We start from the raw sequence: 16,758 nt of genomic DNA on the forward strand, positions 1-16,758 counted from the left end.
GGGTCGGGTCGTGATCGAAAGGGGGAATTGTGACAAGACTGGCGGCCTCCTTGGCAAACGGCGAACCAGCCACATGCAAAGAAGCGTGTCAGCGGTGCGACGTTGCGACCGCGCGCACCGGAACGCCGCGACCTTCGGCCTTGGACTACGCGCGCGGCCGCGCCCGCGGCCGGGGCACGCCCGCCGCGTCCGGCAGGGCGCCCAGCAAGCGCGCGACGCATTCGGCGTTGAGCGTCGCACCCGCCTCGTTGGTGTGGGTGTTGGCGTCGGCGAAGAGCCGGTCCACCTCGGCCTGGCCGAGCGCGCGGTAGGCCCCGGTGACGGCCCCCGTCAGGTCGATGAACCACCCGCCCTCGCGCCGCGCCACCTCCCGGCCCCAGGCGCCGATCTCGGGGAAGTCCACGTCGTCCCGCCAGTGGTCCCGGTGCGGCACCGGGGAGACGACGACGGGCACCGCGCCGGCGGCCCGCGCGTCGCGCAGGTACGCCGTCAGATAGGCGCCGAAGCTGCGGACCTGCTCGACGCCGCCGTCGGGCAGCGCTTCCTCCACGGTCTCGTCGCCGATCCCCGGCAGCACGCCGCGCTGCTTGGCGGCGGGATCGCCGACGCGTCCGAGGTCGTTGTGGCCGAACTGGATCAGCACCGCGTCGCCCGGCTTCAGCAGCGAGCGCACCTCGGCCCATCGTCCTTCGCGCAGGAAGCTGCGGCTGCTGCGGCCGGCCATCGCGTGGTTGGCCACCGTCACCTCGCCAGGGTCGAACCACGGCGCCAGCCGTTCCCCCCAGCCCCATTGGCCATGGCGTCCGGCGCTCCGCACGGTGGAGTCGCCGACGATGAACAGGGTCCTGCCACGATCCATCGGCGCGGGCCCGGCGGCCGGTGTCGCGGCGAAACCGGCCGACGCGTCCGCCCGACCCGCGCGCCACGACGCCGCTCCCAGCCCCGCCGCCAGCGCCAGCAGCGCGCGGCGGCTCGGCCCGCGACGCCCCGCGCTCATTGGACGAAATCGATCGCGTCGACCGCGAACGACGGGCTCAGGTAGCCGGTGGCCGAGCCACCGCCGGCGACGTTGATCGTCAGCGTGTTGGTGCCGACGACCAGCGCGCTCGCGGGAATCGCGAAGCGGTAGGTGGTGTTGTTGCCGCGATAGGTCCCGACCGTGAGCGTGCGCGTCGTGGGCTGTGTCGAGGCCGCCGGCGTGTCCGAGCTCCAGGTGTTGACGCTGATCGACGGCCGTCCGTTGGCCCTGGCCGTCGTGATGCCGATGCGTAGCGTCGCGTCCTTGATCTGGGTGCTGGTCAGGGTGAAGCGCACGACTTGGCCGCTGTTCACGTCGCGCCAGAGATACGCCGGGAAGGCCGTGTCGGCCGAACTGCCCACGGTGAAGGCGCCCGGCGACCAACTGGCCAGGCGCACGTCGGACGGGTGCATCGTCGTGACCTGGGCGCCGTTGCGCAGCTCGGTGGGCGCGCCGTCCCAGCGGCCGATGCGCCAGAGCGCGGGCGTGGCTTCCGGATCGCCGTCGATGGCGATGGTGTTCAGCGAGGCGGTGCTGCCCGCGGTGACCTGCACGCCGGTGCTGTAGACCGCCAGTTCGTTCTTGTAGACGGTCAGCGTGTAGGCGCCGGGCAGCATGCCGGTGGACTTGAAGAAGCCGCGGTTGGCCAGGTCGGCCGAGGCCCAGTACTGCGCCTGGTCGTTGGCGAAGCCGACGGTGTAGGCGTTGCCCGCGACGGTGCCGGTCAAGGCCACGCCCGCGATGCCGCCGCGTCCGGACGGCGGCACGTAGCCCTGCAGGCCCGCCACGGAGAACCAGCTGGTGTCGGGCGCGGCCGGCGCGCTGCCGTCGGTGAAGATCAGCGTGTAGGCGTTGAGCACGCCGAGCCGGAAGGGCTCGGTCTGGCCCTCGCTGTAGTTGACGATGTAGGTCAGCTCGTTGGTGGTGGTCGTGATCTGGTTGAGCAGGCTGCGATAGAACGGACCGCCCGAGCCGCCTTCCTGGCCATCGCGGTAGAGCCACAGGCCGACGGTGCCGGCGCTGTTGCGGCCGCCGAAGTACTGCCAATCCTTGAGCCGCTGGTTGGCGTAATGCTTGGAGCGCGTCTGCCCCGCGAGGGCGTTGCCCGCGGAGAAGCCGAACACGTCGCCCGACTCCACCGTGGTGTCGGTGCCGCGCAGGTCCTGCGGCCAGGTGCCCGCGCTGGTCTGCCCACCGGGCACGCCCGCCGGCGGGCCGCTGGACAGCGCGCCGATGGGCACGCGCACGATGTAGCGCACCATGTCCAGCGTGTCGGGCTCCTCGGTGAAATAGGTGGCCATGTAGACGCGGGGCTCGCCCGCCTTGATCAGGTAGTAGTGCTTGAGCAGCCCGCCCTTGCCGCTGTTGCTGGTGACCGTGATCTTGATGTAGGCCCCGCCGGTGAGCGCGCCGTTCTGCGCCGTCGAGGCCGGCGTCGACGCGCCGCTGGAGGACAGCATCTCCGCCGAGACGCTCACCGCCGAGACATTGCTGTACAGCCCGTCGAAGCCCGAGTTGAGCTGGGAGCCGCGCGCCGGGTCCTGGTACTGGACGCCGTTGTAGACGAGGCTGGAGATGTCGCCCGCGGACTGCGTGCTGGCGCCGTTGTCATAGGCCATGACGCGCAGGACCAGGCCCGCGTTGGTGTCCACCTCGTACTGGACCTTGGATGCGCTGCCGCCGTCCCAGCGGGTGGTGAGGCTGAACGCGGCCATCGCCGCATGGGGCAGGGCGAGCGCGCTCGCGACGACGGCCGCCCGCGCCAGCCAGGCGCGCCAGGATCGGGGATTCAGCATGCTTGCTCCTCGTGGATGAAGGCCGCCCGCGCGATGTCGAGGCGTCGGCCGGGGACGGGAAAGCGCCTCAGGGAGACGCCTCGGGAAGGGCATCGCCGATGAGGGCGAGGTTCTGGATCGCCGCCAGCGCCCATTGCGCGGCGTCGTTGGTGCTCAGGCCGGGCGCCTCGATCACCGGGCGGAGCACGGCGGGACCATCGACGCGCCGCGTCGCCAGCGGCCCGGAGCGGGGATCGCTCAGGAACTCGCGCCAGGCGCGTTGCGCCAGGGCCGGATCGCGGCGGCGCCACGCCGCGTAGGCGGTCAGGCGCGAGTGCCCCACGTACAGCGCCCGGGCCCCGCCGTGCGGCGCGCCCAGCGCGCGGCGCTGTTCCTCGACCGGCGCGTTGAACAGCGCGCAGTACTGCAGCCAGGCATCCTCGAAGCCCGGCACGTCGAGCAGTGCGATGAGATCGGCCGCCATCTCCGTCAGCCCGAACACCGCGCTCAGATGGCTCGCGCCGACGCGCCCGCCCGAGACGTCGATCAGCGCGCCGGTCTCGAGTTCATAACCCGCGGTGGCGGCGCTGAAGAAGCCATGCGGCATCGCGGCGACGCTCTGCATGCCGCGCCGGATGCGGTCGCGCCAGCGCGGGTCGCCGCTGCGTTCCCATTCGGTCAGCCAGTTGGCCAGCAGCGCCCCCCAGTCGGTGCCGACGCCGAGCAGCCCGTCGCCGGCACCGGTCGGCCGCGCGCCCAGCTTGCGTCCGGGATCGAGCGTGATCAGCGTGCGGTCCGCGTCGCGCAGCGCGTGCAGCACGTCGCCGATGCGTTCGTCGGCGGTGAGGTAGTGGTAGTGGCGACGGTAGGCGGCGGTGCTGATGCGCAGCTGCTTGGCGCTGTCGCTCCAGTGCAGCACGCCGTGCCGCGTGCCCAGGCCCTGGAAGCGGCCCAGGTGATAGGTGTCGACCTCGCTGGTGTGGCGCACCATCGCCTCCGCGAAGCGGAAGATGTCCGCCCGCCCGCTGCGCAGGAAGGCGGACCAGAGCCACAGGTCGGGCGAGAGCTCCGAGTTGTCCCAGGCGAAGCCGCCGACGTCGTAGCGCCACTCGTGGCGGTCCTCGTCGTAGGTGTGACGGATGTCGCCGTGGTCCCAGAAGCCGGTCCAGCGACGTTGCTCCGCCTCGCGCCGGTAGAAGTCGAAGAGGCTGTCGAGCCGGTCCTCGATCGCGGCCTTGGCCGGCGTGCCGCGGTCGGGCAGCGACCACAGCGGGCCGAAGACCTGCGTGTCGAGGTAGCGGCGCGGCGCGGCCACGAGCCGCGGCGGCGTCTGCACCAGCCGCGCCAGCTGCAGCAGGCGCTCGCGCGATGGCGTCGCGGCCAGCGCGAAGAGCGTGATCTCGTGGCTGCGGCCCACGCCCACCGCGGTGTCGAAGCCTGGCTCGTAGTCCTCGTAGGTCAGCTCCAGGCCCTGGCGCTGCTGCTCGAAGCTGTCCTGGCCGAGGCCGTCGTGGTAAGGCCGCAGGTCCATCGCCGGCGCGTCGGGGCTGTGCCACCACAGCCGCACCTGCGCCGTGCCGGTGTGGGCGCCGCGCACCTCCAGCTGCGCCGGATGGCGCTGCCAGAAGTCGCGCAGTCCGAAGGCCAGGCCGCCGCCCGGGCCGCCCACGTAGCCCAGGCCGGCGGCGCGCGCGCCGTCGGCCGCATGGATCCAGGTGTGGCCCGGCCGCGTGCGCTTGCGGATCTGGAAGGCATCCGGCGAGTGCTGGGTGAGGCTGAAGTCGCCCCAGGCGGGGATGTGATCCTGGAGCTCGCGCACCGTCCGCTGCCAGGTGCTGTCGGGCGGGCAGGCACGGCCCGCGAGCTGCGCGGCGCGGACCTCGGCGCCGGGGTCGCGGCGCAGTCCGGTGAGGCCGCGCACGGCCTCGGCCCACAGGCCCGCGTCCGGGCCCTCGGCCGCGCCGGCGAAACGCAGGTGACGGTCATGCAGCGGGTCGCGCAGCGGCACGTCGGCGATCAGGCCCAGGCCGCGCGGGAAGTCGCGCTGCGGATCGCCGTCGAAGACCCAGCTGTGCATGATGCGCAGCGCGTCGCCGCCGGCGTACAGGTAGAGCCGCAGGTCGAAGGGCAGCCACGCGCGCGCGGCGGCATCGGCGGCGGAGCCGGTGGCTGTGGCTGTGGCCGTTGCGGTATCGGCGGCAGTGTCCGGGAGCGCGCGATGGCGGCCGCGCAGGCGCAGCACCGCGCGGTGCGGCCCGCGCTGCTCGATGTCGACGGTCTCCACCTCGCCGCGGCTGCGCCGCGTGCGGCGCGTCGGACCTTCGTCATCGGGCGCGTCGTCGGCATCGGCCACCAGGCGCAGCTCGCGCAGGATGTCGACGCCGCCGCGCGTGATCGAGGCCACCAGCGTGGCGCCGCGCCGCGGCACGGTGCAGCGGATGACGCCGGTATCGACGATCACCGCATCGGCCGTCTCCTCCACGCGTAGCGGCGGGATGGACGAGGGCGCCGTCTTGCCGGGTGGCAGCGCAACGATGCGCCAGGCTTTGGTGGCCTCGCCCGGCGGCGTCAAGGCGGGCGGCAGCGCATGGCCGGTCCACTTCACCGAGCCGTCGGGCCACCAGGCCAGCGGCCAGCCTTGCAGCGCGTGCAGCCGACCCTCGCTGTCCCGCAGCGCGAAGGCCTGGCCGCGCCGCACCTCGCCGCGCGGCCATGGCCAGCCCCAGTCCGTGCCGGCATGCCCGGTCGGCGCGGCGCCGTCCAGCCAGCGCAGCGTTTGCGGGTCGAGGTCGTGCGGCAGCGGCGTCGGTGCCGCCGGGGCAGAGGGGAGGTCTCCCGCGTCGGACGGGGGCCGGGGGAGCGCGCGGGGCGGGGCGGGCGGGACAGTCCCGCCGGTACCGGCTGGCGTGCTTGCCGCGGTGGCGGCTGTCGCGGCGGCGCTGGACAGCGCCAGCAGGGCCGGGGCTCGCAGCAGATGGCGTCGGCTGATCGGCATGGCTCAGCGGAAGGCGTAGCCGAGGGTGACGCCGACGGTGCGCGGGTCGCCAACGTAACCGATCACCGTGCTGCCGCCATTGAGACGGGTGTAGTACAGCTTGTTGAACGCGTTCGTGATCCAGAGCGCCGCGTCCCAGTCGCCGCCGGCGCCGGGGCGTTTCACGCCGAGCGTGAAGGCCGCCAGGCCGTAGCCCGGCACGCGGGCGGACGCGGCGTTGTCGACCGAGCCGTAGGTCCAGCCGCGGTAGGTGTAGCGCGCGGAGGCGTAGGGCTTGAAGTCGCCCTGCGACCAGTTGTAGCGCGCCGACAGCGCGAGCACCTGCTTGGGCGCGTTGAATACGCGCTGGCCGGTGAGGTCGCAGAAGGTGGCGGTGATCTCGGGCGGGCACAGCGCGCGGCGGTAATCCGTGTAGCGCGCATCGTTGACGATGCCGCTCAGCACCACGTCCAGCCGCTCCAGCGGCTGCGCCCGCAGCGCCACTTCCACGCCCTGGCTGCGGTAGTCGCCGGCGTTCATCAGGTAGCTGGTGGCGTTGGCATCGTCGTAGGCCTGCGTCTGGAAGTCGCTCACCTGCGTGCGGAACACGTCGGCCTGCAGCGTCAGCCGGTCCGGCACCAGCGCACCGATCACGCCGATCTCCACGTTGCGCGTGGTCTCGGGCTTGAGCAGCAGCGTGTCGAGCCCGGCCTTCTTGGCCGCGCCCGCGGACACATTGATGCCGCCGGCCTTGCGGCCGTAGCCGTAGGACAGGTAGCCGCTCCAGTCGTCGTCGATCTGGAATTTCAGGCTAGCCGACGCGGACGGCAGCACCTTGTGCACGCGCAGGTCGCCGGAATCGAAGGCGGCGCGGTTGAGCCGCACGAAGCTCGCGTCGCGATCGTTGTAGGTGGCGCGCGCGCCGAGCTGCAGGTCCAGCCGGTCGCTCAGGTGGAAGGTGCCGCGGCCGTAGGCCGAGCTCATCTCGTCTTCCAGGTGCCCGTTGCGAACGATGTCCAGGCCCTTGAAGCCGTTGCCCGCGTAGGTGTTGACGATGTCCGTGCTGGCGTAGCGGGTGTGGGCCTCGGTGTCCTGGTTGTCGCGGAAGTAGCTCAGGCCCACGACGTAGTCGAAGAAATCGCCGCGCGGCGACTCCAGGCGCAGGTCCTGGGTGAAGGTCGAGTCGTCCACCGCCGTGCCGCTGTTGGCGTAGATGCGCACGCTGAGCTCGTCGGCGAACTGCGGGACATAGCGGTAATGGCGCCAGGCCGTGACCGAGCGGAACTTGTAGCCGCCGTCCAGCTTCCAGTTGGCCTCGGCGGACACGCCGCCCTGCTCGGCGGCGGTGGTCGTGACGTCGTCGACGATGGTCTCGCGGCCGCCGGCCACGTAGGTCGCGCCGATCTTGCGCGCCGTGGCCGGGAAGCTGTCCGCCACCGACTTGTAGACGCGGGCCGGGGTTGCCGATTCGGCGCCGTAGTCCGCGGTCAGCGTCAGCTCGAAGCTGGCGCTGGGCCGCAGCAGCACCTGCGCGCGCAGGCCTTTGCGCTCGTAGCCGTTGAGCGAGCCGCCGTCGGCGAGGTTCTTCACCGCGCCGTCGCTGTGCGCGTAGAGCGCCGTGACACGGTAGGCGGCGCTGTCGCTGAGCGGTCCCGACAGGGCCGCCATCAGCTTGGACGTGTTGCGCTCCGCATACGAGACGCTGACCGCGCCTTCACGCTGGAAGGAGGGGCCCTTGGTGTGGATGTCGATCGCGCCGCCGGTCGCGTTCTGGCCGAACACGGTGCCGCTCGGGCCCTTGAACACGTCGACGTAATCGATGTCGGTCAGCGAGCGGATGATGCCCGGTCGCGGGAAGTAGACGTTGTCGACATAGGTGGCGACGCTGCTGGGCATGCCGATGTTCTGGTCGCCGCTGGTCTGCCCGCCGCCGTCGCCCACGCCGCGGATGGTGAGCTGCGTGTCGTTCGAGTCCGTGCTCTGGATGTAGAGGCCCGGCACCACGTACTGCAGGTCCTGGATGTCCTCGACATGCAGCTCTGCCAGCGACTCGCCGCGCACGCGCGAGACGGCCGACGCCGGGCGCTGCGGATGCTGCTCCTTCTTCGCGCGGCCGGTGACCTGCACCGCGTCGAGCTCGGTGACGTTGGACGTGGCTCTGCCGGTGTTGCTGTCGTTGACGGTGGTGTTCAGCTTGGCGCTGGCATTCGCACCGGCAGTGGCATTGGCGTTGGCGCTGGCGTTGGCGTTGGCGTTGTCGCTGGACGCGGCGGCCTGCGCCGCATGGGCGCCCAGCAGGAGGCCGGCGGCGCACAGGGCCGCGACGAGCGGAGGACGCGAAAGGGAGGGGACGTGAATCGACATGGGGGACCTGGGTTCTTGTTGTGGAAAGAGACGAAAGAGATGAATGAGACGAGGGGCGACAACGTTGTCAAGACGACGCGAAGGATTCGTGGAAGCGGCGTCGCGACGGCGCGGGCGGGAGGACTGTTCAGAGCCGCAGAACGCGGAAATCCTTGATCCGCAGATGGCTGGCCGTGGTGCGCAGCGCGAGCCAGCCGTGGCGGTACGGCGCGGGATCCGTCCACGCGAACACCAGCTGCTCATCGGCGAGGACGCGCAGCTCGGCCGCCTGGCCCGGCGACGCGCGCGACTGGATGCGCAGGCGCACCGCTTCGCCGTCCTTCAAGCGCGCGAACGCGGGCGGCGCGCCGAGCCGGTCGTCGGCGGTGGCCAGCGACGGGTCGGCATAGCCGGCGACCTGCGGCCTGGCGGCGGTGCCGTCATAGCGGCGCAGGCGGGTGCTGCGGTTGCCGTTGGCGCCGAAGCCGAGGTAGTAGAGGCGCAGCGCGTCGTAGCTGGCGAGCGCGCCGTCGGCCTGCCGCGCGCCGGGATCACCGCCCTCGGCGGTGGTGGCGTTCCAGAACAGGTTGAGGTCGGACACCCGGTCCGGCAGGCCCGGGAACGACGCCTTGAGCGGCGTCGCGGTGAGCTGGATTTCGTAATCGCCGCTGAAGGGCTGGCGATACCAGAGCGTCAGTCCGGCGCTCGCCTGCAGGTCCAGCACGCCGTCCTCGGCGCGCACGAGGCTGTCGGGCGACTGCCGCTCGATGCGCCAGGCGCCGGTGCCGTGGCGGAAGTCGTCCGACGCCAGGACCGTGCCGGGCGCTTCCTGGCCGTGGGCGGCCAGGCTCGCGAGTCCCAGCAGCCATGCGACAGCGCGGGACGGGCGGTGGATCTCTTCCTGGTGCGGCGCATGCGCAGGGGCCGGGCCGCGGCCCTTCGCGCTCAACGGGTGCATCGGTGATTCAAGGCGTGGTGACAGGACAGGGCGCGACTATGTTGGCCGGCCTCCCGCCCCGGCAAATGCGAAATCCCGCCAGCCACATGCCGATTTCGTGCTTGCCCATCGACGGGCGTGACCGCTCGCGCCCGACGACGCGCGCCCATGCGCCGCGGCCTGCGTCTCCTCGCGCGATCCGATATCGATATGCGGGAATCTTGGTTCGCGCCACCGGTCCGCCTGCCTAGGCTTCGCTCCAACTCGTCATGACAGGTTGGACCTGGATGAAACCGAACACGGCCGAACTCATCGCGCTGCCCAGCGCGCCCCTGCATGCGCAGGTCAAGAACACCCTGCGCGCCCGGATCCTGGACGGCACCTACGCGCCGCTGTCCCAGTTGCCGTCCGAGAGCGAACTCGGCGCCGCCTTCGGCGTCAGTCGCATCACGCTGCGCCAGGCGCTGGGCGCGCTGCAGCGCGAAGGGTTGATCTACACGCTGCAGGGCAAGGGCAGCTTCGTCTCCCGGCCCAAGGCCTTCCAGAACGTCAGCAGCCTGATGGGTTTCGCCGAGTCCATGTCGGCCCAGGGCCACGAGGTGCTCAACCAGCTGCGCGGCCTGCGCTTCGTCGCGGCCGAGCGCGAGGTCGCCCGGCGCCTCGGCCTGGAGGACGGCGCGCCGGTGGCCGAGATCCGGCGCGTGCGGCTGCTCGACCGCGCGCCGGTGTCGCTGGAGCTCACCTACGTGCCGGCCGCGATCGGCCGCAAGCTCGCCCAGGCCGACCTGGTCACCCGCGACATCTTCCTGATTCTCGAGAACGAATGCGGGCTGCCGCTGGGCCACGCCGACATGAAGATCGACGCGACGCTCGCCGACGCCGAACTGGCCGAGGCGCTCGGCATGAGCGAAGGCGCGCCGGTGCTGCGCATCGAGCGGCTCACCCACGACGCGCAGGGACGCCCGATCGACTTCGAATACCTCCACTTCCGGGCCGACGCCTTCCAGTACCGGCTGCGCGTCGACCGTCACCGCCAGGAGCGCTGAATGCAGACCTTCGAACATGAATACGACGTGGTCGTCGTCGGCGGTGGCACCGCCGGACCGATGGCGGCTGTCAAGGCCAAGCAGGCGAATCCGGCGCTGCGCGTGCTGCTGCTGGAGAAGGCCAACGTCAAGCGCAGCGGCGCGATCTCCATGGGCATGGACGGCCTCAACAACGCCGTCATCCCCGGCCACGCCACGCCGGAGCAGTACGTGCGCGAGATCACCATCGCCAACGACGGCATCGTCAACCAGAAGACGGTGATGGCCTACGCGCAGGGCAGCTTCCCGATGATCGAGGAGCTGGACCGCTGGGGCGTGCGTTTCGAGAAGGACGAGACCGGCGACTACGCCGTGCGCAAGGTCCACCACATGGGCAGCTACGTGCTGCCGATGCCGGAAGGGCACGACATCAAGAAGGTGTTGTACCGGCAGCTCAAGCGCGCCCGCGTGGAGATCACCAACCGCGTCGTGGCGACGCGGCTGCTCACCGCCGAGGACGGCCGCATCGCCGGCGTGATGGGCTTCGATTGCCGCACCGCCGACTTCCACGTGATCCGCGCCAGGTCCGTCGTGCTGAGCTGCGGCGCGGCGGGACGGCTGGGGCTGCCGGCGTCGGGGTATCTCTTCGGCACCTACGAGAACCCCACCAACGCCGGCGACGGCTACGCGATGGCCTACCACGCGGGCGCGGAGCTGTCCGGCCTGGAGTGCTTCCAGATCAACCCGCTCATCAAGGACTACAACGGCCCGGCTTGCGCCTACGTCACCGGTCCCTTCGGCGGCTACACCACCAACGCCGAGGGCCAGCGCTTCATCGAATGCGATTACTGGAGCGGCCAGATGATGTGGGAGTTCCACCGCGAACTGCAGGGCGGCAAAGGTCCGGTGTTCTTGAAGCTGGACCACCTGGCCGAGGAGACCATCTCCGCCATCGAGACCATCCTGCACACCAACGAGCGGCCCAGCCGCGGCCGCTTCCACGCCGGCCGCGGCACCGACTACCGCGAGCGCATGGTTGAGATGCACATCTCCGAGATCGGCCTGTGCAGCGGCCATTCGGCCTCCGGCGTCTGGGTGGACGAGCACGCGCGCACCACCGTGCCCGGCCTGCACGCCGCCGGCGACATGGCCTGCGTGCCGCACAACTACATGCTGGGCGCCTTCGTCTACGGCAAGCTGGCGGGCGAGAGCAGCGCCCGTTTCAGCGCGGCGCACGGCCTGGCCGCGGTCGACGCGGGCCAGGTCGAGGACGAGCGCCGCCGCGTCTGGGCGCCGCTGCTGCGCGAGGACGGCCTGCCGCCCAACCAGGTCGAATACAAGCTGCGCCGCATGGTCAACGACTACCTGCAGCCGCCCAAGGTGACCCGCAAGATGGAGATCGGCCTGGAGCGCTTCGAGGCCATCCGCGAGGACCTGGACCGGCTCAAGGCGCGCGAGCCCCACGAGCTGATGCGGGCGCTGGAGGTGCATGCCATCCGCGACTGCGCCGAGATGGCCGCCCGCGCCTCGCTCTACCGCACCGAGAGCCGCTGGGGCCTGTACCACGCGCGTGTCGACTTCCCCGATCGCGACGACGCGCAGTGGTTCTGCCACGCCCAGCTGATGAAGGACGGGCAGGGCCGGATGGTCAGCTTCAAGCGCGCCATCGAGCCCTACCTCGTCCCCATCGCCGACGCCGACCGCAATGCCTACCGGCAGCTGCGCATCGCCACGCTCATCGAGGCTCCCACCGAGGCCCTTCCCGCATGACCACCATCGCCCCGCTTGCCTTCCATCCCAGCGCCGTCCCGGTGACCGTCGACGCCGACAAGTGCATCGCCGACAAGGGCTGCACCGTCTGCGTGGACGTGTGTCCGCTCGACGTCCTGGCCATCGACCTGGTCAAGGGCTCGGCCTACATGAAGTTCGACGAGTGCTGGTACTGCATGCCCTGCGAGAAGGACTGCCCGACCGGCGCGGTGCGCGTCGACATCCCCTACCTGCTGCGTTGACACCGGAGAACCCGAGATGCCTTTCAAGCCCTTGAGCGTGCTGCCGACCGCGGCGCTGACGGTCGCGCTGACCACCTCGTTGACCGTCGCACTGGCCGGCGCGCCCGCCAGTGCCCGCGCCGAGACCATCCGCGTGGCCATCGGCACGCAGGACACGACGATCAACTGCGCCACCGGCGGCCTGCTGATCCGCGAGCTGAAGCTGCTGGAGAAGTACCTGCCGCGCGACGGCCGCTACAAGGAGGTCCGCTACGACATCCAGTGGAAGAACTTCACCTCCGGCGCGCCGCTCACCAGCGAGATGGTCGCCGACAAGCTCGACATCGGCTCCATGGCCGATTTCCCCGGCTCCAACAACGGCGCGGCCTTCCTCAAGGCCGGCAAGCGCAGCGTGTTCATCACGGTGCTGTCGGGCAGCACGCTGGGCAGCGGCAACGGCATCGTGGTGCCGCGCGACTCCAAGGTCACGCTGCTGTCGGAGCTCAAGGGCCACACCATCTCGGTGCCGTTCGCCTCCACCGCTCACGGCATGCTGCTGCGCGCGGTGGCCGCGCAGGGCTGGGATCCGCAGAAGGACGTGACCATCATCACCCAGGCGCCCGAGGTCGCCGGCCCCGCGTTGCAGGCCGGCAGGATCGAGGCGCATGCGGACTTCGTGCCCTTCGTCGAGCTGTTCGAGCACCGCGGCGTCGCCCGCAAGATCTATGACGGCGCGCAGGCCAACGCGCCCACGTACCACGGCTCGCTGGTCAGCGCGGACTATGCGGCCAGGTATCCGGAGGTGGTCGTCGCCTTCCTGCGCGCGGCCCTGGAGGCGGACCGCCTGATCGCCGCCGATCCGGAGAAGTACAGCCTGCTGATCGAGCAGGTGACCGGCATCGACGCGGCGGTGAACTACCTGTACCACGGGCCGCTGGGCCTGCAGACGCGCGACCTCACCTGGAAGCCGGAATACCGGCAGGCGCTGAGGACCTCGATCGAGACGCTCAAGCTGATGGGGCGCGACTCGCCGCTGAACGCGGACAGCTTCATCGACGACCGCTACATCCGCGCCGCGTTCAAGCAGTCCGGCCTGGACTACGAGCAGCGGCTCGCCAACCGGGACAAGCTGCCGCTGAAGGCCGTCGATGCGACGACCGGCCGGCCGATCACCGACGTGCAGCGCGCCGCCGGCATCTGGGTCCAGGGCGAGCCCAAGGTGCGTCACTACGCGAGCATCGAGAACGCGCTCGCCGACCTGCGCCGGATCGAGGCGGCCGGCGGCAAGGCGCGCGCGGTCTACGTCCACGACCTGATCCACCGGATCAAGCTGCTGGCGCCGACCAGCTGGTACGCGATCGATGCGAAGGGGCAGCTCAGCGCCTTCCTGCAGAAGGACGCCGCCGCGGCCTACGCGGCGGCCAATCGCGGCCGCGTGCTCGACTTCGCCGGCGCGAAGGCGGCCGGGTCGACGGCGCTGTGACGACATGAGCGTCGTTCCTTCCCTGGCCCCGGCGGCCTCGACGGTGACACCGCCGTCGACATCCTCGGCCAACGCGACCCGCGGTGTCCGCTCCGCGCGGTGGCGGCGCGGCGGGCTGCCGATCGCGTCGCTGCTGCTGTGCCTGGCGCTGTGGCACCTGGCGGCGACGACGCGCGTGAACCTCGGGCTGATCACCTTCGCCAACGTGCCGGCGCCGGCCGAGGTGCTGGGCGCCGCCTGGGCGCTGCTGCGCTCGCCCAAGCTCGGCGCGCATCTGGGAAGCAGCCTGCTGCGCATCGGGCTGGGCTTCGGTGCGGCGGTGCTGGCCGGCGTCGGCCTGGGCCTGCTGATCGGGCGCCTGCGCCTGGCGCGCGAGCTGCTCCTGCCGCCGCTGGAGGTGCTGCGGCCCATTCCGGCGGTGGCCTGGATCCCACTGGCCATCCTGATGTTCCCGTCCTCGGAAGGCAGCATGGTGTTCATCACCTTCACCGGCGCCGTGTTCCCCATCCTGCTCAACACGGTCCATGGCGTGGAGGCGGTCGACCCGCGGCTGGTGGCCTCGGCGCGCAGCCTGGGCACGCGCCGCTGGCGGCTCTTCGCCGAGGTGATCGCGCCGGCGGCCGCACCCAGCATCGTCACCGGGCTGTCCATCGGCATGGGCACCTGCTGGTTCTGCCTCGTGACCGCGGAAATGATCGCCGGCCAGTACGGCATCGGCTACTTCACCTGGGAGTCCTACACCGTGCAGAACTATCCCAACATCGTGGTCGGCATGCTGCTGATCGGCGCCCTGGGCATGGGCAGCAGCGCGCTGATCCAGTGGACCGGGCGGCGACTGATGCCGTGGTATCGCCCGCAGCGGGAGGCGCAATGACAGCGTCCGTGCAATCAGTGCAGACGGTGCAATCGGTGCCGCCCGTGCAAGCCGTGCAGCCCGCGCCGCCGCGTGGCAGCCGGCTCCTGATCGAGCAGGTGAGCATCGAGGTCGGTCAGGGGAACGCGCGTGTCGAGGTCCTGCGCGAGGTGACGATCGACGCCGCGCCCGGCGAGTTCATCTGCCTGCTGGGCCCCTCGGGCTGCGGCAAGTCGACGCTGCTGGGCGCGCTGGCCGGGCATTTGCGGCCCGCGCGCGGTGAGCTGCGGCTCGACGGCGCGCTCATCGGGGGTCCGGACCCGGAGCGCGGCCTGGTGTTCCAGCAGCACACGCTGTTCCCCTGGAAGACGGTGCTCGACAACGTCGCCTACGGGCTGAAGATGAAAGGCGTGGACCGCGCCACGCGCGAACGCGAGGCCCGGCAGCTGATCGGGATGGTCGGCCTGGCGGGCTTCGAGCATCGTTATCCGCGCGAACTGTCCGGCGGCATGCAGCAGCGGGTGGAGATCGCGCGCGTGCTGATCAACCATCCGCGCGTGCTGCTGATGGACGAGCCCTTCGGCGCGCTGGACGCGCTGACCCGCGCGCGCATGCAGGAACTGCTGCTGGACCTGTGGGCGCGGCTCTCGCCGACCGTCGTCTTCGTCACCCACGACATCGACGAGGCCCTGTTCCTGGCCGACCGGGTGCTGGTGCTCAGCGCGCGTCCGGGCCGCATCGTCGAGGCGCTGGACGTTCCCTTCGAGCGCCCGCGCCGCGCCGCGCATCTCACCGATCCCGCCTTCGTCGCGCTCAAGCGCCGGTGCCTCGCGCTGCTGAGGCACGACGCGCGGGCGCCCGCGCTCGAGCGGCTCACGCCGCTGGGGTCGCCCTCCCTGCCGCCGCAATGGCGCTTCGCCACCTGATGACCATGAGCCTTGTTTCCCCTGACATCGATCCCCGTTCCGCCGTTCTGCGGCAACGCCTGACCAGCCCCGACGCGGGCGTGCGGCGTGTCGCGCTGCTCGATTTCACCGACGTCGAGGACGAGGCGCTGCTGCCGGCCCTCGTCACCGTGTTGCGCGGCGATCCCGATCCGGCGTTGCGCGCCGAGGCGGCGCGCGCGCTCGCCGGCTGGGGCGACGGCGAGGTGGTGGAGGCGCTGGCCGATGCGCTCGCGGACGAGGCGACCGTGCGCGAGGCCGCGGCGCAGTCGCTGGCCGAGCTCAAGGACGCCGAGGCGGGGGCGCGGCTCGTTCCCCGGGTGGGCCATGCGGACGGCTTCGTGAGCGCCGCGGCCCTGCGCGCGCTGAAGGAGTTGCGCGTGCCGGCGGCCGCGGCGCCGGCGACGGCCGCGCTGGCTCATGCCGATCCGGCGGTGCGCCGCGAGGCCGTCGGGGTGCTGGGCTGGTTGAAGCATGCGGCGGCGCTGCCGGCGCTCGCGCGCCTGGCCATCGGCGACGAGGACGCCGAGGTGCGCCGCGCGGCGGCGGGGGCGCTGGGCCTCGCGGCGGCCGGCGAGGCGCCGTCGGTGCTGCCGGCCCTGTGCGCGGCGCTGCGCGATCCGGCCTGGCAGGTCCGCGAGGAGGCGGCGACGACGCTGGGCAAGCTGGGCCAGATCGCGAGCAGTCACGGCAGTGATGCCGACGCCATCAACGCCGTCAATGCCGCCAATGCAGGCGGCGCGGCGAACGCGCCCGGCGCAGCCAACGACGTCAACGGCGCCATCGACGCCGGTGAAGCCAGCTCGGGCAACGAGGGCAGCGGGACCATCGAACTCGCGGTGGCCTTGCGGCAGGCAATGACGGACGCGTATTGGCAGGTGCGCCTGCGCGCCGCGCGCTCGCTGGGCCGCCTGCGCGACGCGGCGGCGCTGCCGGTGCTCATCGAGGCGCTGGCCCACCGCGCGGGCAACCTGCGCAAGGAGGCGGCGATCGCGCTGGGCGAGATCGGCGACCCGCGCGCGCTGCCGGCGCTGGAGGCGGCCGACGCCGACCCCGATCCGGAAGTGCGCAAGGCTGCGAGGCTGGCGCGCCAGCGCCTGTCATGAGCGGCGACGCGCCCCAGGCGGTTGAGCTCCACGCCGGCCATCTGCTCTTGCGTTGGCCGGATGGCGAACTCGTGCTGGCGGCTTCGGCCCTGCGTGCGGCCTGCCGCTGCGCGCATTGCAAGGCGGCAGCGCTGAAGGGCGCAGTGTCATCCGCCGGCGACCCCGAGGTCGCGCTGAGACAGGCGGAACTGGTGGGGCACTACGCGCTGCAGCTGAGCTTCAGCGACGGACACGACCGGGGCATCTATCCGTGGTCGCTGCTGCGCGAGATGGGCGCCTCGGAGGCGGGCGAGAGCCGGTGAAGCGCCG

General features: G+C 71.6%; 13 protein-coding genes. 8 read left to right on the top strand and 5 right to left on the bottom strand.

From position 1 onward, the window contains the following. Positions 1–145: 145 nt before the first annotated feature. The 5 genes from ACTJKJ_RS07565 to ACTJKJ_RS07585 all read right to left on the bottom strand — a co-directional run bounded on the left by ACTJKJ_RS07565 (position 146) and on the right by ACTJKJ_RS07585 (position 9,068). Complete coding sequence (locus tag ACTJKJ_RS07565) at positions 146–997, bottom strand: GDSL-type esterase/lipase family protein (protein ID WP_440820037.1); 852 nt, start codon at positions 995–997, stop codon at positions 146–148. Continuing rightward, complete coding sequence (locus tag ACTJKJ_RS07570; protein ID WP_297382755.1) at positions 994–2,814, bottom strand: rhamnogalacturonan lyase B N-terminal domain-containing protein; 1,821 nt, start codon at positions 2,812–2,814, stop codon at positions 994–996. The genes ACTJKJ_RS07565 and ACTJKJ_RS07570 overlap by 4 nt, the downstream gene beginning before the upstream one ends. 67 nt (positions 2,815–2,881) lie before the next feature. Next, positions 2,882–5,788 (bottom strand): exo-rhamnogalacturonan lyase family protein, encoded by a 2,907-nt coding sequence (locus tag ACTJKJ_RS07575; protein ID WP_440820038.1) that lies wholly within the window; start codon positions 5,786–5,788, stop codon positions 2,882–2,884. 3 nt (positions 5,789–5,791) lie between these two features. Beyond that, on the bottom strand, positions 5,792–8,131 hold the full coding sequence (locus ACTJKJ_RS07580; protein ID WP_440820039.1) for a TonB-dependent receptor: 2,340 nt from the start codon (positions 8,129–8,131) through the stop codon (positions 5,792–5,794). A gap of 127 nt (positions 8,132–8,258) precedes the next feature. Next, positions 8,259–9,068, bottom strand: coding sequence for a DUF6250 domain-containing protein (locus ACTJKJ_RS07585; RefSeq protein WP_297382752.1), 810 nt, complete (start codon positions 9,066–9,068; stop codon positions 8,259–8,261). A gap of 266 nt (positions 9,069–9,334) precedes the next feature. Here ACTJKJ_RS07585 and ACTJKJ_RS07590 point away from each other — a divergent pair, with 266 nt between their 5' ends. The 8 genes from ACTJKJ_RS07590 to ACTJKJ_RS07625 are packed head-to-tail and all read left to right on the top strand — an operon-like array spanning position 9,335 to position 16,751. After that, on the top strand, positions 9,335–10,093 hold the full coding sequence (locus tag ACTJKJ_RS07590; RefSeq protein ID WP_091724365.1) for a GntR family transcriptional regulator: 759 nt from the start codon (positions 9,335–9,337) through the stop codon (positions 10,091–10,093). Next, complete coding sequence (locus tag ACTJKJ_RS07595) at positions 10,094–11,842, top strand: fumarate reductase/succinate dehydrogenase flavoprotein subunit (protein WP_440820040.1); 1,749 nt, start codon at positions 10,094–10,096, stop codon at positions 11,840–11,842. It begins immediately after the preceding gene. Beyond that, positions 11,839–12,084 carry a 4Fe-4S dicluster domain-containing protein gene (locus ACTJKJ_RS07600; RefSeq protein ID WP_091724367.1) on the top strand — a complete coding sequence of 82 codons (246 nt, stop codon included), beginning with the start codon at positions 11,839–11,841 and terminating at the stop codon, positions 12,082–12,084. Before ACTJKJ_RS07595 ends, ACTJKJ_RS07600 begins: the two co-directional genes overlap by 4 nt. 16 nt (positions 12,085–12,100) lie before the next feature. Then, the gene (locus ACTJKJ_RS07605) at positions 12,101–13,546 is read left to right on the top strand and encodes an ABC transporter substrate-binding protein (RefSeq protein WP_440820041.1); all 1,446 of its coding nucleotides are present in this window, start codon (positions 12,101–12,103) and stop codon (positions 13,544–13,546) included. 4 nt (positions 13,547–13,550) lie between these two features. After that, the gene (locus ACTJKJ_RS07610) at positions 13,551–14,420 is read left to right on the top strand and encodes an ABC transporter permease (RefSeq protein ID WP_440820042.1); all 870 of its coding nucleotides are present in this window, start codon (positions 13,551–13,553) and stop codon (positions 14,418–14,420) included. Positions 14,421–14,473: 53 nt separating this feature from the next. Next, positions 14,474–15,325: an ABC transporter ATP-binding protein gene (locus tag ACTJKJ_RS07615; protein WP_254783405.1), complete on the top strand. Its 852-nt coding sequence runs from the start codon at positions 14,474–14,476 to the stop codon at positions 15,323–15,325. Positions 15,326–15,330: 5 nt separating this feature from the next. Next, positions 15,331–16,449: a HEAT repeat domain-containing protein gene (locus ACTJKJ_RS07620; protein WP_440820043.1), complete on the top strand. Its 1,119-nt coding sequence runs from the start codon at positions 15,331–15,333 to the stop codon at positions 16,447–16,449. Beyond that, on the top strand, positions 16,446–16,751 hold the full coding sequence (locus ACTJKJ_RS07625) for a gamma-butyrobetaine hydroxylase-like domain-containing protein (protein ID WP_440820044.1): 306 nt from the start codon (positions 16,446–16,448) through the stop codon (positions 16,749–16,751). Before ACTJKJ_RS07620 ends, ACTJKJ_RS07625 begins: the two co-directional genes overlap by 4 nt. The last annotated feature ends 7 nt before the right edge of the window (positions 16,752–16,758 follow it).

It is taken from the genome of Roseateles sp. 22389, from assembly GCF_052044995.1.
Taxonomy (GTDB): Bacteria; Pseudomonadota; Gammaproteobacteria; order Burkholderiales; family Burkholderiaceae_C; genus Roseateles.

Excerpts from the sequence above, each read along its gene's own strand:
- ACTJKJ_RS07565 (WP_440820037.1), bottom strand. The coding sequence starts at position 997 with ATGAGCGCGGGGCGTCGCGGGCCGAGCCGCCGCGCGCTGCTGGCGCTG.
- ACTJKJ_RS07570 (WP_297382755.1), bottom strand. The coding sequence starts at position 2,814 with ATGCTGAATCCCCGATCCTGGCGCGCCTGGCTGGCGCGGGCGGCCGTC.
- ACTJKJ_RS07575 (WP_440820038.1), bottom strand. The coding sequence starts at position 5,788 with ATGCCGATCAGCCGACGCCATCTGCTGCGAGCCCCGGCCCTGCTGGCG.
- ACTJKJ_RS07580 (WP_440820039.1), bottom strand. The coding sequence starts at position 8,131 with ATGTCGATTCACGTCCCCTCCCTTTCGCGTCCTCCGCTCGTCGCGGCC.
- ACTJKJ_RS07585 (WP_297382752.1), bottom strand. The coding sequence starts at position 9,068 with ATGCACCCGTTGAGCGCGAAGGGCCGCGGCCCGGCCCCTGCGCATGCG.
- ACTJKJ_RS07590 (WP_091724365.1), top strand. The coding sequence starts at position 9,335 with ATGAAACCGAACACGGCCGAACTCATCGCGCTGCCCAGCGCGCCCCTG.
- ACTJKJ_RS07595 (WP_440820040.1), top strand. The coding sequence starts at position 10,094 with ATGCAGACCTTCGAACATGAATACGACGTGGTCGTCGTCGGCGGTGGC.
- ACTJKJ_RS07600 (WP_091724367.1), top strand. The coding sequence starts at position 11,839 with ATGACCACCATCGCCCCGCTTGCCTTCCATCCCAGCGCCGTCCCGGTG.
- ACTJKJ_RS07605 (WP_440820041.1), top strand. The coding sequence starts at position 12,101 with ATGCCTTTCAAGCCCTTGAGCGTGCTGCCGACCGCGGCGCTGACGGTC.
- ACTJKJ_RS07610 (WP_440820042.1), top strand. The coding sequence starts at position 13,551 with ATGAGCGTCGTTCCTTCCCTGGCCCCGGCGGCCTCGACGGTGACACCG.
- ACTJKJ_RS07620 (WP_440820043.1), top strand. The coding sequence starts at position 15,331 with ATGAGCCTTGTTTCCCCTGACATCGATCCCCGTTCCGCCGTTCTGCGG.
- ACTJKJ_RS07625 (WP_440820044.1), top strand. The coding sequence starts at position 16,446 with ATGAGCGGCGACGCGCCCCAGGCGGTTGAGCTCCACGCCGGCCATCTG.